The organism is Geobacter sp., from assembly GCF_027327745.1.
Taxonomy (GTDB): domain Bacteria; phylum Desulfobacterota; class Desulfuromonadia; order Geobacterales; family Geobacteraceae; genus Geobacter.
Genome location: NZ_DAHVYG010000074.1, coordinates 13,613 through 30,076, shown reverse-complemented (window position 1 = coordinate 30,076; position 16,464 = coordinate 13,613). Strand labels below are relative to the sequence as shown.

The window sequence follows — 16,464 nt, the reverse complement described above, 5'->3', positions numbered from 1 at the left end:
TCTCTAGCCATAGCTGTTGAGAATCTTCTCGATGATGTTCGTGGTGGATCGGCCGTCGACGAACTGCACCAGTTCCACCCGGCCGCCGTAGGACTCCACGACCTCCCTGCCGACCACCCCCTCGGGGGTGTAGTCCCCCCCCTTGACGAGCACCGCCGGCCGGAGGGTCTCGATGAGCCGCAGCGGCGTATCCTCGTCGAAGATCACCACGTAGTCGATGCAGTCCAGCGCCGCCAGGATATGGGCACGTTCCTCCTCGCCGATGAGGGGGCGCTTCTCCCCCTTGAGACGGCGCACCGAGGCATCGCTGTTGAGCCCCAGCACCAGGATGTCGCCGAAGCCCTTCGCCTTCTGCAGGTATTTCACATGCCCCACGTGGAGGAGGTCGAAACAGCCGTTGGTAAAGACGATCCGCCGTCCCCGCCCCTTTTCCACCGCGACGATCTCCGCGAGAACGTCGAGGTTCTTGATCTTCGTGTCGCTGTCGCCGTGATGAAAGCCGAGGGAGCCGACGATCTCCGCCGGGGAGACCGTGGAGGTCCCCACCTTCCCGACCGCCACCCCCGCCGCCACGTTGGCCAGTCTGGCCGCATCGGCGAAGGTCGCCTTCCCGGCAAGGGCCATCCCCAGCACCGCCAGCACCGTATCGCCGGCGCCGGTCACGTCGAAGACCTCCCGGGCGAAGGTCGGGATATGGACCACCTCCCCTCCCCGCAGAAAGAGCGACATCCCCTCCTCGCTCCGGGTGATCACCAGCGCCGTCAGGTCGGCCGTCTCCAGGAGCCGCGCCCCGGCCCGGCGAAGGCTCTCCTCGTCCCGGATGGCGATCCCCGATGCGGCCTCGGCCTCCTTGCGGTTCGGGGTAAGGAGGGTGGCGCCGCGATACTTGCCGTAGTCGCTTCCCTTCGGATCGACGACCACTGGAATCCCCCGCTCCCGGGCAAAACCGATGATGGCGGCGAGCAGCGCCGGGGTCAGCACCCCCTTGAGGTAGTCGGAGATGAGGATGACGGCGAACTCGTCCCCCCGCGCCCACAGGAAATCGATGATCTTCCGCTCGTACGCCGCCCCGATCTCTTCCCGCGACTCCCGGTCGATCCGGACGATCTGCTGGTTGGCGGCCAGCACCCGGGTCTTGCGGCTCGTGGCCCGGAGGGGATCCTCGAAGACCCCCGCCACATCGACCCCCTTGCCGGAAAAGGCGTGGAGCAGGATCGTGCCGTTCTCGTCCCCGCCGATGACACTCGTCACGCTCACCGGGCAGCCGAGGGCCACGAGGTTGTTGGCCACGTTCCCCGCGCCGCCGATCCGGATCTCCTCACGGGTGACATCCACCACCTGCACCGGCGCCTCGGGGGAGATCCGTTCCGCCTTCCCCCAGAGGTATTCGTCGAGCATCAGGTCGCCGATGACCAGGGTCCTGATCTCCCGGGCGTGGGCGAAAAGCGATTCAACGTCTTTGCGTTCCATGGTAACTCCGTCTCCGCGCTACCGGCCGAGCCGGTCGAGGATCCCCGCCGCCAGGAGCGGGATCATGATCTCGTGGTGGCCGGTGATGGTGTAGCCGCGCCCCTTCCCCGACGTGGGGCGCTTCACCACGTTCTGGAGCGGGCGGTAGTGCTGCTGCATGTCGAAATTGGCGGTGGAGAAATGGTCCACGTGGTGCCCCAGGTTCTGGGCGATGGAGAGGGCCTTGAGGAAGACCTCGGGGAGAAGCACGGCGCTCCCGACGTTCAGGTAGACCCCGCCCTCCCCCAGATCCGCCACCACCGAGGTGAGGAGCCGGAAGTCCCGGAAGGTCGCCTCGCCGATGACGGCGCCGTCGGCCTCGGGGTGCTGGTGGATGATGTCGGTGCCGAGAGCCGCGTGGACCGTGACCGGAATGTCGCGCTCCACGCAGGTGGCGAGGAGGCTCCACTCCCGGTGGGGGTTGCCGTTCTCGATGATGAAGCGTCCCACCGCCTCGCCGTACCCCATTCCCCGGGCGACCCCCGCCCTGAGGGCCCGGTTGATGTCGCGCCCCGTCTCCTCGGCCATGCCGAAGGTGCCGCAATGGAGCACCGCCCCCACATCCTCGCTCGTCTCGCCGATGAGCGACAGCTCGTAGTCGTGGACGGAGCCGGCGCCGTTGAGGGCGACGGCGGTGATGACGTCCGTCTCGATGAGGCTCTTCAGGACCGGCTGGAGCCCGCACTTGATGACGTGGGCCCCCATGGCGAAGATCACCGGTTTTCCCTTCTCCCGGGCGCCGACCACGGCACCGATGACGCCGTTCAGGGCCTCGGCGCCCAGCTGGGGCGGCAGGGAGGCCAGCAGGGCGGCAACGCTCATCCCCGCGGAGACCGGGCGGGCGAAATCCCGCACGATGCTCACCTTGTTCTTCCGCTCGGCGATGGGGTACGTCCGGACCCCGGCAAGGTCGACGGGACGGTATTTCATGCGAAGAGCCCCTTCTCCACCAGGTCGCAGACGATATGGATGATGGTGATATGCCCCTCCTGAACCCGGGGGGTATCGGGGCTCGGCACCGTCAGCGCCAGGTCGACCAGCTCCTTGATGGTACCGCCGTCGCGCCCCAGGAGCCCGACGGTCAGGCACCCCCGCTCGTTGGCGAGCTCCAGCGCCAGGTGCACGTTCCTCGACGAACCGCTCGTGGAGATCCCGACCACCACGTCCCCCTCGTCGGCCAGAGCCTCCACCTGGCGGCGGAAGACGGCGTCGAACCCGTAATCGTTGCCGATGGCGGTGAGGATCGAGGTATCGGTGGTGAGGGCGATGGCCGGCAGCCCCCGGCGTTCCATCCTGAAGCGACTCACGATTTCCGCGGCGAAGTGCTGGGCATCGGCCGCCGAGCCGCCGTTCCCCATGATGAGGAGTTTTTTCCCTGCGCGGAACGCGTCAACGAGCATCCCGGCGAACACGGCCACCGGCGACGCGAGCTCCCGCTCCACCGCCTCCATCACCTCGCGGTGGGAACGGAGCTGGTTCGTGATTTCTTCGAGCATCGCATCCTCCTGCAAACTGTCTGGACTTTGCCTACTCTAACCGAACGGGACGATCGTGTCACCCCGATTTACGCGGCGCCTCCGCTGCGGTAGCAGGATTCCTCCCGCCGCCGGACCGCTTCCGCCAGCCAGCCGAAGGGCCTGGCATCCGCCGCTGCCGGCACGACGAGGCCGTCGATGCCGGCAACGACCGTCGTCTCTCCCCCCCGGGCCGCCACCCGTGCCACGATCCTGCGAAGCTCTCCCGCGGCGAAGAACCGGGGGAGCGGCTCGATGGCGATGCTGCGGTGCAGCGAACCGTACCCCGCCTGGAGCAGCGCCTTGTGCAGCTCCCCGTGGACGATGACGGTGAACCGGTGCCCCATCCGGGCCCCCCGCAGGAGCACCGGGAACCTCGCGCGCACCTCCTCGGGGTCGGCATCCCCGGGCCAGTGAACACAGAACGACTCCTCGCGCCCCCAGCGGGCCTCGCAGGTGGCGGCGCTCCGGCGCACCGTCTCCTCGCGCCTCGCCGCGGAGCCGAGCGGCACATCGTCCTCACAGGTAACCGTCACCCCTTCGGCCGCACAGGTGAGAAAGCCTGCCCGCAGCGCCCGGCGGGAATAATCCTTGAGGCACCAGACGCCGCCGTCCAGCTCCTCGTCAAAGCCACCGATCGACTCCAGGAGTTTCTTTCGGACGAGGAGCGCCGCAAACGAACCATGGGAAACTTCGGTGACCGCCGGCTCGGAGCGCCCCGGTTTCTCCCGCCGCTGCGGAGAGGCCTGCTCCAGGCGCGGCACCACCAGTCCGACCTCCGGGCGGGAAGCGACAAGCTCCACCATCGGATCGAGCCACCCCTCGGCAACGACGGTCGTATTGCGCACAATCACCACGTAGGACGCCTCGGCCCGTTCAAGCCCCCGGTTCACCGCCTTGACCAGCCCCCGGTTGGCTGAGGTCTTGAGGAAAAGCGCCCGCTCCCCCAGCAGCTCGGCGAACTCCTCCAGCAGCCGTTCGGTCTCCCGGTCGCTCCCGTTGTCGAGGAGGATGATGCGGGCCGCCGGTGCCGTCGCCATGAGGTTGACCAGACAGTTGCGGGTGTCCACCGGGCGGTTCCAGACCGGCAGGAGTATGTCGACGTCAAAAGGTTCCATGGTACGGGTTGCGTCCGGGACGGGAACGGTCACCACGTCACGAAACGGATGAACCGCATGGACGGAACCGCGGCGAAAGGATCATCCCTCCACCGCGGCGTCGATGCGGTTCCCATGTCGAAGCGGCCGGGCGGGCCCGGCCGTGTGCGGAAGTATCAGGAGGAGACGGCGACCCGGCGGAGCAGGTTCAGCTCGTCGAGCACCTTGCCGGAGCCGAGGACGACGCAGGAGAGGGGATCCTCGGCGGTCACCACCGGCAGCCCCGTCTCTTCGCGCAGCAGCGAATCCAGGTTGCGGAGCAGGGCGCCGCCGCCGGCAAGCACTATCCCCTTGTCGACAATGTCGGCCGCCAGTTCGGGGGGGGTCCGCTCAAGGCAGATCTTCACCGCTTCCACGATGGCGTTCACCGGTTCGGAAAGTGCGTCGCGGATCTCGTCGGAATTGATCTCCACCGTCTTGGGGATGCCGGAGACGAGGTCGCGCCCCTTGACCTCCATCGGCCGTGAGTCGCCGCCGGAATAGGCCTCGCCGATCTCGATCTTGATCAGCTCGGCGGTCCGGTCGCCGATCAGGAGGTTGTACTTGCGCTTGATGTACTGGACGATCGCCTCGTCCATCTTGTCGCCCCCCACCCGGACGCTCTTGGTGTAGACGATCCCGGCCAGGGAGATGACCGCCACCTCGGTGGTGCCGCCGCCGATATCGACGATCATGTTGCCGCTCGCCTCGGTGATCGGAAGCCCCGCCCCGATGGCCGCCGCCATCGGCTCCTCGATGAGGTAGACCTCCCGGGCACCGGCCGACTCGGCGGACTCCTTCACCGCCCGCTTCTCCACCTGGGTGATGCCCGAGGGGACACAGATGACGATCCGGGGACGGACCAGGGTCTTGCGGTTGTGAACCTTGTGGATGAAGTAGCGGAGCATCTCCTCGGTGATGTCGAAGTCGGCGATGACCCCATCCTTCATGGGGCGGATGGCGGTGATGCTTCCCGGCGTGCGGCCTAGCATCTTCTTCGCCTCCATACCGACGGCCAGCACCTTCTGGCTGCCGCCGTGCAACTTCTGCACCGCCACCACCGACGGCTCGCGGACCACGACCCCCTTCCCCTTGAGATAGACGAGGGTATTGGCGGTGCCGAGGTCGATGGCGAGGTCGTTGGAGAAGAGCCCGAACAGCGCATCGAATATTTTAAGCATGGGTTAATCCTTTCATTCATGCAGATACATGAGCTTTTTCGAAGCGTTGGATGGTAACAGAAAGGCCCTGACCATGCAAGGGGGAAAACGGCGGGATATTGTATATGATTGATTTTGCGATCCGACTTATAGTAGTATGCTGACCCGTTATTTTCAGGGGTTTTCACCGAATTCACCCGGCACAAAAGGAGTCCTCGCGAATGCTCGGCATCATGCGGAAGTACAAGCAGTCCATCGTCATCAAGGTCGTCTTCGGCATCATCGTCCTCTCCTTCCTCGGCACCATCTTCCTGGTGTGGGGGAAAGGCGACCATGCCCTCACCCCGTCGAGCTACGCCGTCAAGGTCGACGGGACGAAGATCACCTACGAGGAGTTCCAGCGGACCTACTACCGGCTGCGCGACATCTACGCGCAGATCTACGGGGGATCGATGCCTCCGGAGGTGGAGAAACAGCTCAACCTCAAGAGGCAGGCGATCGACACCCTCGTTGATGCCACGCTTGCCCGCAAGGCCGCGAAGGATATGGGGATCAGCGTCTCCAGGGACGACGTCCAGAAAGCCATCGCCGCCATCCCGAGCTTCCAGAAGAACGGCTCCTTCGACTTCAACCAGTACCTCCAGGTCCTGAGCGCCAACCGCCTCACCCCGAAGGATTTCGAAGAGAGCCAGAAGGAAGAGCTCCTGGTCCGGAAGGCCCGGGAGAAAGTCAAGGCGCGGGCCCAGGTTACCGACGACGAAGCCCTGAAGCTCTTCAGAAAGAAGAACGACACCGTCGACCTCCTCGTGGCCACCGTCTCCCCCGACGACGTGAAGGGGGAAATCAGGCTCACCGACCAGGAACTGACCGATTACCTCGCCAAAAACGCCGGTGAGTTCAAGAGCCCCGAAAAGATCGCCCTGGCCTACGTCCACGTGGACCCCGCCCAATGGAGCGGCAAAGTGAGTGTCTCCGAGGAGGAGATCCAGTCGTGGTACCAGAAGCACATCGACCGCTACCAGGGGAAAAGCGGCATCCTCCCCCTCGCCGAGGTGAAGGAGAGAGTCACGGAAGAGGCGCGGCGCTTCAAGGCGGGGCAGCAGGCGTACGAAACGGCGGCGGAGGCCATCAACAGGAACAGGGCGACGGGGGACCTCGCGGCGGTAGCCAAAGCCCTCGGCGCCAAGGTCGAGGAGACGACGGCCTTCACGGCCCAACAGCCGGCACCGGCCCTGGCCGGCGATCCGGAAGTGGTGAAGCGGGCATTCCTCCTCAAGCAGAACGAGCTCAGCGGACCGGTGGAGACGCCGAAGGGAATCTACGTCCTGAAGCTCAAGGAGCGCCAGCCCGCTGAAGTCCCCCCCCTCGTCCAGATCCGCGCCCGGGTGGAAGAGAAGGCAAAGGTGGCAAAGGCCGTGGAACTCGCCAAAAAGCGGTCCGGGGAGATCCAGGCCAGGCTTGCCAAGGGGGAGACCACCGGTCTGAAACTCCAGCAGACCGGGAGCTTCGCCTTCGACCCCAAGGGGAACGTGCCGAACGTCGGCCCCTCCGCCGAACTGATGGAGGCGGCCTTCACCCTCACCGACAAGGCCCCCGCCCCACCGGCACCGCTGCAGGTCGGGTCCCGCTGGGTCGCCTTCCGGCTCAAGCAGCGCACCGAGCGTAACGCCGCCGCCTTCGCCGCCGAGAAGGAGAAGATCAAACAGCAGATCCTGCCGCAGAAGCAGGAGGAAGAAATCCAGAAATGGCTCAAGGAGCTCCGGGCCAAGGCGAAAATCGAGATCAACCCCGCCCTTCAAAAGGATTAGCAACGGTTCGAGGTTCTATGTTCAAGGTTCAAAGTCGTCTACCTCGAATCTCGAACCTTGAACATTGAACGTTGAACACCCTTACAAAGGAGTCTTTCTTATGCCACAACTTGTTCTACAGACCGACTTTCCCGACCTCAAGCTCGCCGGCCGCGGCAAGGTCCGCGACATCTACGACCTGGGCGACGCACTGCTCATCGTCACCACCGACCGGATCTCCGCCTTCGACGTCATCATGACCGAGGGGATTCCCGACAAGGGGTACGTCCTGACCCAGATCTCCGCCTTCTGGTTCCGTCAGATGGAGGACATCATCCCGAACCACATCATCTCCACCGAGGTGAAGGAGTTCCCGGCCGAATGCCAAAAGTACGCCGACATCCTCGAAGGGCGCTCCATGCTGGTGAAAAAGGCGACCCCGCTGCCGGCGGAGTGCATCGTCCGCGGCTACATCTCCGGCTCGGGGTGGAAGGATTACAAGGCGACCGGCGCCATCTGCGGCATCCGGCTCCCTGCCGGGCTGGTGGAGTCGGACAAGCTCGAAGAGCCGATCTTCACCCCCTCCACCAAGGCCGAGCTCGGCACCCACGACGAGAACATCTCCTTCGACAGGATGGTGGAACTGGTGGGAAGGGAGACCGCCGAAAAGGTGCGGGACATCACCATCGCCATCTACAAGCGGGCCCGCGACATCGCCGACGCCAAGGGGATCATCATCGCCGACACCAAGTTCGAGTACGGGATTTACAACGGCGAGCTGATCATCATCGACGAATGCATGACCCCCGACTCTTCCCGGTTTTGGCCCAAGGAAAGCTACCGGCCGGGGGGCCCCCAGCCCTCGTTCGACAAGCAGTTCCTGCGGGACTACCTGGAAACCCTTGACTGGAACAAGACCGCCCCCGCCCCGCCGCTCCCCGCCGAGATTGTCCGCAAGACCGCCGAGAAGTACATGGAGGCCCTGGTCAAGCTGACCGGAAAAGGAAAGTAACCGCGGCCCCATCCCACGCAAAAAAGCCCCGGCCTTACGGTCGGGGCTTTTTTGCATGCGGCGGCCGGGAAGGAATCCCGTCCGACGTCAACCCTTCGCCGTACCGAGGACCTCCCGCAGCACGCTTCCCAACTGTTCCACGTTATAGGGTTTGCTGACGGAGCCGTCGAAGCCGTAGTCGGCGTAGTGTGCCATGATCGGATCGTTGGAGTACCCGCTCGAAACGATCACCCTGGCGGCGGGATCGAGCTCCCGCAGCTGCGCCACGGCCTCCTTCCCCCCCATCCCTCCCGGGATCGTGAGGTCCATGATGACGGCGTCGAAAGGGGTCCCCTTCGCCATCTCCCCGCGGTAGAGCCGCAACGCCTCCCCCCCTTCACGACAGGTGACGACCCGGTAGCCGAAGAGTCTCAGGGCGACGTCCACCATATCGAGAATGAATTCGTCGTCATCCATGACCAGAATGCGTTCCGAGCCGTGGGGCCGACCGGCCGGGGGGTGCTCCTGCGGAGAAAGCGCCGTATCGGCGGCGGGAAACTCGACCACGAAGAGGGTCCCCTTTCCCGGCTGCGAATCGACGCGGATCGTCCCCCCGTGCTTGAGGACGATGGAGTAGACCGTGGCGAGGCCAAGGCCGCTCCCCTGCTGCTTGGTGGAAAAGTACGGGTCGAAGATCCGTGACAGGTATTTCCCGGGGATGCCGATGCCCGTATCCTCGAAGGAAATCCGGACCATCCTCCCCTCGCCCGCCGTCTTGTCGACATTTTCCGCCCTGATGGCGACCACGCCGCCATCGGGCATTGCCTGGTCGGCGTTCAGGACCAGGTTGTTTACCACCTGGCTGAACTGGCCGGGGTCGGCCTCCACCGGCCAGAGGTCGTCCGAGATAAAAAACATGCACCGGACGTTGGACCCCCTGAGCGCGAAGGTAGCCGACTCCCTGATCAGCTCCGCCAGGGAGGTCACCTTCTTCACGGGGGCTCCCCCCCGCGAAAAGGTGAGCAGCTGCCGGGTCAGATCTCGGGCGCGCTCCGAAGCCTTCTGTGCCCGTTCGAGCAGGGAGTGTGCCCCATGATTCTCCGGGATGATCATCCGGGCCATGGATACGTTGCCGAGGATACCTGTCAGCATATTATTGAAATCATGGGCGATCCCGCCGGCGAGGACCCCCAGGGATTCGAGCTTGCGCGCCCGGAACAGCTCCTCCCGGGCATCCTTCAGCTCGGTGATATCCGCAATGATGCCGAGAAGCGACTGGAAGCTGCCGTCGGGATTCTCCAGCCTCTTCCCGGAGAGGTACCCCCAGAAGCTACTCCCGTCGGCCCGCAGATAATGCCGCTCCGTGGCGACGTGATCGACCTCGCCGGCGATGAGTCGTCTCATCAGGGAGTTGCCTGCCTCCCGCTCGTCGGGATGGATCCGGTCGGGATAACGGCTGCCGATCAGTTCCTCGAACGGGCAGCCGAACATCTCCGCCATCTTCCGGTTGGCAAACAGGATGGTTCCGTCGGCGGCAACGAGAATGATCCCGGCCTGGGAGGTCTCGAAGATGAGCCTGAGCTGCCTCTCGCTCTCCCGGAGGGCCTCCTCGACGCAGGTCCGGTCGGTGATGTCGAGCATCACCCCCACGAGCCCCCGAAGCGTCCCCTCCTCCTGCAGAATGGTCGACTTGTAGAAGATCACGTCGTGGAGCATACCGTCGGCGTAGCGCACCTTGGCCTCGTAGACCTGGGTGCCGTGCTCCGCCATCAGCTCCAGGTCGGCCCGGTGGTAGACCGCGGCGAGTTCGGCGGGGGCGACATCATAGACCGTGGAACCGATGAGCCGCTCCTTCGGGATCCCCAGAAACTCGCTGAAGGCGCGATTGCAGTTCTCGTAGATCCCCCGGGCGTTCTTGAAGAAAATCGGATTCGGAATCGATTCGATGATGGCGTTCAGAAGCTCCCTGCTCTCGTGCAGCTCCCGGTTGGCAACGGCAAGGGCTTCCCTGGCCTCTTCGAGCTCCCGCAGCCGCTTCTGCAGTTCGGGATAATAGTTCGGGCACGAACCGGGATCGCCGAAACCGGCCGGGGTCCACCCTCCTGCGCTATCCCTTTCCGAGCATTTCTGCATAGGCCCTCGCAACCTCTTCATCCCCGGCAACGGCCCCACCTCGCCGCGCCATGGGGGAACGCAACAGTTAAATTTTGGAACGTCCGGCGAATATGATACACTCATCGGAAATCCGGGGGATCTATTGAATTATTTTTTCGGTGCCGACGATGCCCATCGACAGAAATGACCGGAATGGAGATCACACTGTGGTGAAACAGAGGGTGCTGGTCGTCGACGACGACGAAGATGTCCTGTTCCTCGTGGAGTACGCTCTCAAACGCCTCGGCTTCGACGTGACCTGTGCGTCCGACGGCCCGCGGGCGGTGGAACTCTACCGCCGGGGGCTTGCCGAGGGACAACGCTTCGACGCCGTCATCATGGATCTGAACATTCCCGGGAGCTTCGGCGGGAAGGAACTCGTTGCGCGGCTTCTCGAACTGGACCCGCGGGTACGGGCCTTCATATCGAGCGGCTACCCGGACGACCCGTGCATGACCGACTTCCGGCGGTTCGGCTTCGCCGGCGCCATCGCGAAACCGGTCACGTACGAGGAGCTCCTCGCAGCGTTCGTCCCCGCCATGGGTCTGCGGAGCGAGTAGAGGGGAATCGGCACTAATCGGCTTTCGTGACCACCGTCCGATAGAGCGCTTCGTACGCCGCCGCCTCCCGGCCCGGGGCGTACTGTTCGCGAACGAGCTGCCTGCCGTTGGCGCCCAGGTGCCACCGCAGGCTTTCATCCCGCACCAGCATCCGCGCCTTTTCGAGAAACTCGGCCTCCCCGCGGTAGAGAAGCCCCGTCTTCCCCTCCTTGACCACCGAGATATTGCCGTCGATGAACGACGCCAGCACCGGCTTGCCGAAGGCCAGCGCCTCCAGCACGCTGTTGGCCATCCCCCCCTCGAACTGCGAGGTATTGAGCACCACATCGGCCCGGCAGTAGAGCGCCCCGATGGCCTCGCGGCCGACCTCGCCGAGGTAGCGGGCGAAGGGGTTGCGCTCTATCTCCGACAACGCCCGGGCGCTGTATGCCAGGTCGAGGATCGGTCCCGCGACGAGGAGCCGCACCTGCGGCGCTTCACGGTGGAGTTCCGCCAGGGGGGAGAGCGGAAACGTTACATTCTTCACCGGCCGGATCCCCGCCGGGAGGAAGAAGACGACCTCACCGCCATCGAAACACTCCCCCCCCCACTGGAACTTTTCTCCCGGCGGCTCCACCCCCTGGGGAATGACGACGGTCTTGCCGGCGAGGGATGGATGGTGGTCGGAGAGCCGGCACCTGACGCATTTGTGAAAGGCGACGATGGCGGCTGCGTCGCGCAGCACCTCAAGGGTATCGGCGCGACGCCCGTCCTCCAGGGCCTCGTAGACATCGGAGCCGGTGAGGGTGATCACGTACGGGACGCCGGCCCCCCGCGCGGCCTCCCGGGCAACCCGCCCCCCCAGGTAGGCATGGAAGGCATGGATGATATCCGGCGGGGAGCGTCGCACCTCCCGCAGGATCTCTTCGGCGAGGGTGGCATCGAGGGCGTGGACCCGCGCCGTGCAGCCGACAGCGGCAAGGTGCCGTGCGATCCGGTCGACCGTGACCGCATTGCCCCGCACGGGGGGATGGTAAAAGGGGGTAATCAGGGCTGCGTTCATCGGTCGGAAACTCTCCTTTCGCGCCGTCGATACTAACGCGGAGCGCCGCCCTGGCGCAAGGACAAAGACCTTGCACGGCCGCTTCCTCCCATGCTATTTTTGCCGATATTTCAAGGGGAACCACCATGAAGATCACCATCCTCGGCAGCGGCACCTCCACCGGCATCCCGATGGTCGGCTGCCACTGCCCCGTCTGCTCGTCCACCGACCCGCACGACAAGCGGACGCGTGCCTCCCTCCTGATCGAGATCGAGGGGAAGTACCTCCTGATCGACACCTCCCCGGACCTGCGCCGCCAGGCGCTTCGCCACCGCATCCCCCATATCGACGCAGTCCTCCTCACCCACCCCCATGCCGACCACATCAACGGCATCGACGACCTGCGTGGCTTCCACTTCATCCACCGCCGGGTCGTCCCGTGCTACGGCAGCAGCGAAACCATGAAGGCGGTGCGGCGGAACTTCTCCTACATCTTCCGGGGGCACGAGGTGCCGGGCTATGCGCCGCTTCTCGAACCCCACGTGATCCATGAGCCGTTTTCGCTCTTCGGCCGCAGGATCATGCCGATCCACCTCTACCACGGGACGATGTCGGCCACGGGATACCGCATCGGCGCCGCCGCCTACCTCACCGACTGCAGCCGCATCCCCGAATCGTCCTTCGCGCTGCTGGAGGGGCTCGACCTCCTCATCATCGACGGGCTGCGCTACACCCCCCATGAGAACCACTTCAACATCGAGGGGGCCCTCGGCGTGGTGGAGCGCCTGCAGCCCCGGCGCGCCGTGCTCACCCACCTCACCCACGAAGTCTCCCATGCCGACGGGGACCGGCTTCCGGCCGGAGTGGAGTTCGCCTACGACGGGATGGAACTGTGCGTGTAGCATCTTCTTGAAAAAGCGGCCCGTTGCCGCTATAACGAACAGAATTTCGTTTACACCCGGGGCCCCATGCACAAGGACATCCGCCTTCATGGCCAGATCTTCGACCGGTTCGAGTACTACGCCATCGTGGCGGGGGAAGATGCCCACCAGCGCTATTTCTTCAACGCAGCGGAAGGGTCCGGGGCGGAACTCCGTTTTTTCTCCCCGGGGAACGAATTCGTCATCGGCCCGGCGGGAATCCGGCATGGGGGGAACGGCGGCTCCTTCTGCGAATACATGTTCGGCGTCGACCAACCCCTGGCCGATCTCGCCAAGGCCGACGTCATCAACCGCCTCGTCGTTTACGGCGCCCACGCCGGGGACGAGAGCGCAGCCCTCCACTTCAGCGAGCGGACCGGGGGAGAGATCGGCTTCGAGAAGATATTTTTCGAGGGGAACGCCGTCGTCAACTATTTCTTTTTTCTCTCCTCCCCCCGCTTCCCCAGCTCCCTGCCGGCCCAGCAGGAATCCCTCGTCCGCTGCATCGGCAAGGCGCTCAAGCGCTCGCCGGCCGTGGGGAATCAGGACGAAAACACCCTGATCGGCGAGGTGCTCGGACTTCTCGGCGATCCGAAGGCGCTCTTCTTTCTCTTCAAGCTGATCAACACCTCCCACCGCGAATATTACGAGACCTTCCGCCAGCTCTACTTCAAGAGCAAAAAGATTCCGGACGGCGATTTCGCCATGCTTACCGAGATCGCCGCCCGCCACGGCATCGACCGTTACCAGCAGGAAAGGATCCGCATCGACGTCATGTACAAGCACCCTGCGAACCGCCGGATCGTCGACGAGTACCGCAACATCCTGATCGAATGCCAGCGCCGGGGGGAAATCTCCAGCCTGGAAAACGCCCGGCTCACGAGACTCAAGACGCTATCGGTCCGCAACAAGATCCCCGGTGCCCTCTTCTATGCCCTCGACGAAGCGCTCAAGGAAGACAAGAAGCTGGTGGGGCCGGAGGAGCACGACTACATCGCCGAGACCCGCCAGGTGCTGGAAGGGCTTTTCCTGGGGGAGCGGGAGATCGAAAGCGTCGTCGACCGCGAGGATGCCGTGAAGCTCCTTTTCGCCAAGAAACGGGCCGCCGAGGACCGTGACCATACCTTCGAGGAGATCCTCCTCGACGCCAGCAAGGCGTGCGACGAGAAGATCCGCGACGGCGCCGACATCTCGCTGCTGGAGGGGTTTTCCCAGATCATCACCTACTTCGACCGCTACGATGCCACCTCCCAGGCAATCAACCAGCTCGCCTTCATGGAAACCGTGCGGGTCACCGAAGAGATGGTGCGGAGCCTCATCGGCAACCGGGCCGCCTTCGAGGATCTGCGGCCGGGGCTCTTCGGGGAGCTCTTCCTGGCGGGACTTCTGGAAAACAAGTACCTGGGGAAATATGGCCGGCAGAAGGTGACAACCCTCATGAACGGACTGCGGCTCATCGAGGAGAACCGGCTCACCGTCGCGGACCTCCTGGAGCAGTTGCAGGGCATCGACCGGGAAGAGCACCTCGCCATCACCCTGCTGGCGCAGGTACGGGACCGGATCAGGAACTTCTACTCCAAGTACGCCACCAAGGCCGATCAGGAGGCCCTCAAACGCGAGGTGAGCGACGACCTGCGCCACCGGAAGGTGCTCCGCGGCGAAATTCCGGACCGGCTCTTCGACGAGACGATCCTCACCATCAAGAAAGAGGCGATCTATCTCCACAGCCTCCTCCCCCGCATCATCGCCGACCGCGACGCCGCCCTGCGCGAAGATTTTCTGGAGAACTCCGGCCTCGACCGCTTCTATGTGGAGGAGCTGGAGCGCGAGTACTTCGAGCTGAACGAACTCAACCTGGAACAGCTCTACCAGATCCGCAAGGGGCTCAGCTGAACGGACGTCATTCTGCCGCGCTCACCCTGTTCCTTTCCTGCTGCCGGTTGATTATATCGTCTACCGTCCGACGGAGGTTGCCGAACGACTCTCACTTGGCGATCCATTCGTTGTCAGCGTCTTCAAAGAGTGGAAGGTACTTTATGGCTGATCCCTCAATTGTTAAGGAATGGCTGGACAGGCCGGTGCGCCGCCATCAATATCGCCAAGATGGTCCGCGACCACCTCGATGTCTAATTCCCTCACAATACCCGATTCGAAAATTCTCTCCCTCTGATAAGGAGAAAATGTCTTGCATCTCTCCTTAAATCAAGTATAGAATTTTATTGTTATGGACACATCTTTTCGCTTACTACTGGCCGAAAAGCTTGCTGACTCGCTTACCTCGCCTCTCCCCTCGGGGACCCCACGCCATATCTATGGGCGCGTGAGCCTGCCGGGCAAGGTAACCGCAGTGATCGGGATGCGCCGGGCCGGGAAGACGACATTTCTCCACCAGTTACGTAGGGAGCGCCTGGCACAGGGGATCGGCCGCGAGCTCTTGCCCTACGTCAACTTTGAAGACGAGCGGCTAACGGGGCTTTTGGCGGAACATCTCCACCTTGTGATCGACGAGTATTACCGCCGGTTCCCGGCGTTGCGCGGCTCCGAGACGGTCACCTGGTGCTTCGACGAAATCCAGGTGGTGCCCGGCTGGGAGCGCTTCGTGCGCCGACTTCTGGACACGGAGAAGGTCGAATTGTTCGTCAGCGGTTCTTCGGCGGATCTCCTCTCCCGTGAGATTGCCACAGCTCTGCGCGGGCGAGGGTGGGAGGTGGTGATACATCCCTTCAGCTTTCTGGAGTTCCTCCGTCATCACGGCCATGATCTACCCGCCTCACTCGATTTTCTGTCGGCGCCTGACCGCTCCCGGCTCGAGCATGCGCTGCTCGAATATCTCTCCGTTGGTGGTTTTCCCGAGGTTCAGGGCATGGACGGAGAGACTCGCCTGCGCCTGCTTCGGGATTACGTCGATGTGGCGATATTGCGGGATGTGGTGGAGCGGCATGGGGTGAGCAACATAGCCGGCCTCCGCTGGCTGGTCCGGCACCTGCTCGGCAACCCGGCGTCCCGTTTCAGCGCCGAGAAGTTCTACGCGGCCCTCAAGTCCCAGGGGATAGCCATCGCCAAGGATACGGTCCATCAGCTTCTCGGTTACCTTGAAGATTGCTTTTTGGTGCGCCCGCTCTGGGTGGAGGCAGCTTCCGAGCGCAAACGGATGGCGAACCCACGGAAGGCCTACCCGGTGGATCCCGGGCTGATCCCCTTGTACGACCGTACGGGCCGGGCAAATCTGGGTCATGCCCTGGAGACGGTGGTGATGCTGGAGTTGGAACGTCGCGGCGCCGGCATCACCTATGTCCGGACTGGCGACGGCCTGGAAGTGGACTTTCTGGCCCGTTATGGGGACGGACGGGAAGAGTTGATACAAGTCTGCACCGATCTTGATGATCCGATTACCCGTGATCGCGAGGTACGGGCGCTCGTCTCCGCCGCTTCCGCATTTCCAGAGGCACGGCAAATCCTGATCACCCTTGCGCCTCCCAGTGCCCCGGGCATCCCGGCGTCGGTGGCTGTTGTTCCTGCTTTTTCGTGGCTCCTCGGTCGTGCATATGAGCCATTGAGCTGAACCTCGGCGTCTCCTTGCAGCCCGTTCCTTCCGATGAAAACGCTTCGCGCGGGGGACGGCTCGGCCTAGACCAGAGGTCGGACAGCATCCCGAGTTCTCCGTCATCGGCAACCGGATGGTCGAGATCTGGCGGGACGCGCTGGCGGCTTT

At 64.0% G+C, this 16,464-nt stretch carries 13 protein-coding genes; 6 read left to right on the top strand and 7 right to left on the bottom strand.

The features are described 5' to 3' along the window. Positions 1-3 precede the first annotated feature (3 nt). The 5 genes from rfaE1 to M6689_RS13670 form a co-directional block, all read right to left on the bottom strand. Entirely contained in the window at positions 4-1,470 is a 1,467-nt protein-coding gene (rfaE1, locus tag M6689_RS13690; protein WP_298272808.1) for a D-glycero-beta-D-manno-heptose-7-phosphate kinase, read from the bottom strand. Positions 1,471-1,488: 18 nt separating this feature from the next. After that, positions 1,489-2,439, bottom strand: a complete 951-nt coding sequence (locus tag M6689_RS13685) for a hypothetical protein (protein WP_298272805.1) — start codon at positions 2,437-2,439, stop codon at positions 1,489-1,491. Next, positions 2,436-3,005 carry a D-sedoheptulose 7-phosphate isomerase gene (locus M6689_RS13680; RefSeq protein WP_298272803.1) on the bottom strand — a complete coding sequence of 190 codons (570 nt, stop codon included), beginning with the start codon at positions 3,003-3,005 and terminating at the stop codon, positions 2,436-2,438. The genes M6689_RS13685 and M6689_RS13680 overlap by 4 nt, the downstream gene beginning before the upstream one ends. A gap of 68 nt (positions 3,006-3,073) precedes the next feature. Further along, a complete protein-coding gene (locus M6689_RS13675) occupies positions 3,074-4,141 on the bottom strand; it encodes a glycosyltransferase (RefSeq protein ID WP_298272800.1) in 1,068 nt (355 codons plus the stop codon). A 155-nt stretch (positions 4,142-4,296) separates the two neighbouring features. Next, the gene (locus M6689_RS13670) at positions 4,297-5,340 is read right to left on the bottom strand and encodes a rod shape-determining protein (protein ID WP_298272797.1); all 1,044 of its coding nucleotides are present in this window, start codon (positions 5,338-5,340) and stop codon (positions 4,297-4,299) included. Between the two features lie 200 nt (positions 5,341-5,540). Here M6689_RS13670 and M6689_RS13665 point away from each other — a divergent pair, with 200 nt between their 5' ends. Both M6689_RS13665 and M6689_RS13660 read left to right on the top strand, forming a co-directional pair. Next, complete coding sequence (locus M6689_RS13665) at positions 5,541-7,127, top strand: peptidylprolyl isomerase (RefSeq protein WP_298272795.1); 1,587 nt, start codon at positions 5,541-5,543, stop codon at positions 7,125-7,127. Positions 7,128-7,227: 100 nt separating this feature from the next. Next, complete coding sequence (locus tag M6689_RS13660; protein ID WP_298272793.1) at positions 7,228-8,118, top strand: phosphoribosylaminoimidazolesuccinocarboxamide synthase; 891 nt, start codon at positions 7,228-7,230, stop codon at positions 8,116-8,118. An 87-nt stretch (positions 8,119-8,205) separates the two neighbouring features. Here M6689_RS13660 and M6689_RS13655 read toward each other — a convergent pair whose 3' ends face one another. Further along, positions 8,206-10,230, bottom strand: a complete 2,025-nt coding sequence (locus M6689_RS13655) for a PAS domain S-box protein (RefSeq protein WP_298272790.1) — start codon at positions 10,228-10,230, stop codon at positions 8,206-8,208. A 188-nt stretch (positions 10,231-10,418) separates the two neighbouring features. Here M6689_RS13655 and M6689_RS13650 point away from each other — a divergent pair, with 188 nt between their 5' ends. Beyond that, a complete protein-coding gene (locus M6689_RS13650) occupies positions 10,419-10,811 on the top strand; it encodes a response regulator (RefSeq protein ID WP_298272787.1) in 393 nt (130 codons plus the stop codon). Between the two features lie 13 nt (positions 10,812-10,824). Here the strand turns inward: M6689_RS13650 and M6689_RS13645 are convergent, their stop codons facing one another. Next, a complete protein-coding gene (locus M6689_RS13645) occupies positions 10,825-11,853 on the bottom strand; it encodes a GPMC system family 4 glycosyltransferase (protein ID WP_298272784.1) in 1,029 nt (342 codons plus the stop codon). Positions 11,854-11,978: 125 nt separating this feature from the next. Between M6689_RS13645 and M6689_RS13640 the strand changes: the two genes are divergently transcribed. From M6689_RS13640 to M6689_RS13630, 3 genes are all read left to right on the top strand, one after another. Continuing rightward, positions 11,979-12,734, top strand: a complete 756-nt coding sequence (locus M6689_RS13640) for a GPMC system MBL fold metallohydrolase (RefSeq protein WP_298272782.1) — start codon at positions 11,979-11,981, stop codon at positions 12,732-12,734. Positions 12,735-12,800: 66 nt separating this feature from the next. After that, positions 12,801-14,645 carry a TIGR04442 family protein gene (locus M6689_RS13635; RefSeq protein ID WP_298272778.1) on the top strand — a complete coding sequence of 615 codons (1,845 nt, stop codon included), beginning with the start codon at positions 12,801-12,803 and terminating at the stop codon, positions 14,643-14,645. Between the two features lie 454 nt (positions 14,646-15,099). Continuing rightward, a complete protein-coding gene (locus M6689_RS13630; protein WP_298272775.1) occupies positions 15,100-16,314 on the top strand; it encodes an ATP-binding protein in 1,215 nt (404 codons plus the stop codon). Positions 16,315-16,464 lie beyond the last annotated feature (150 nt).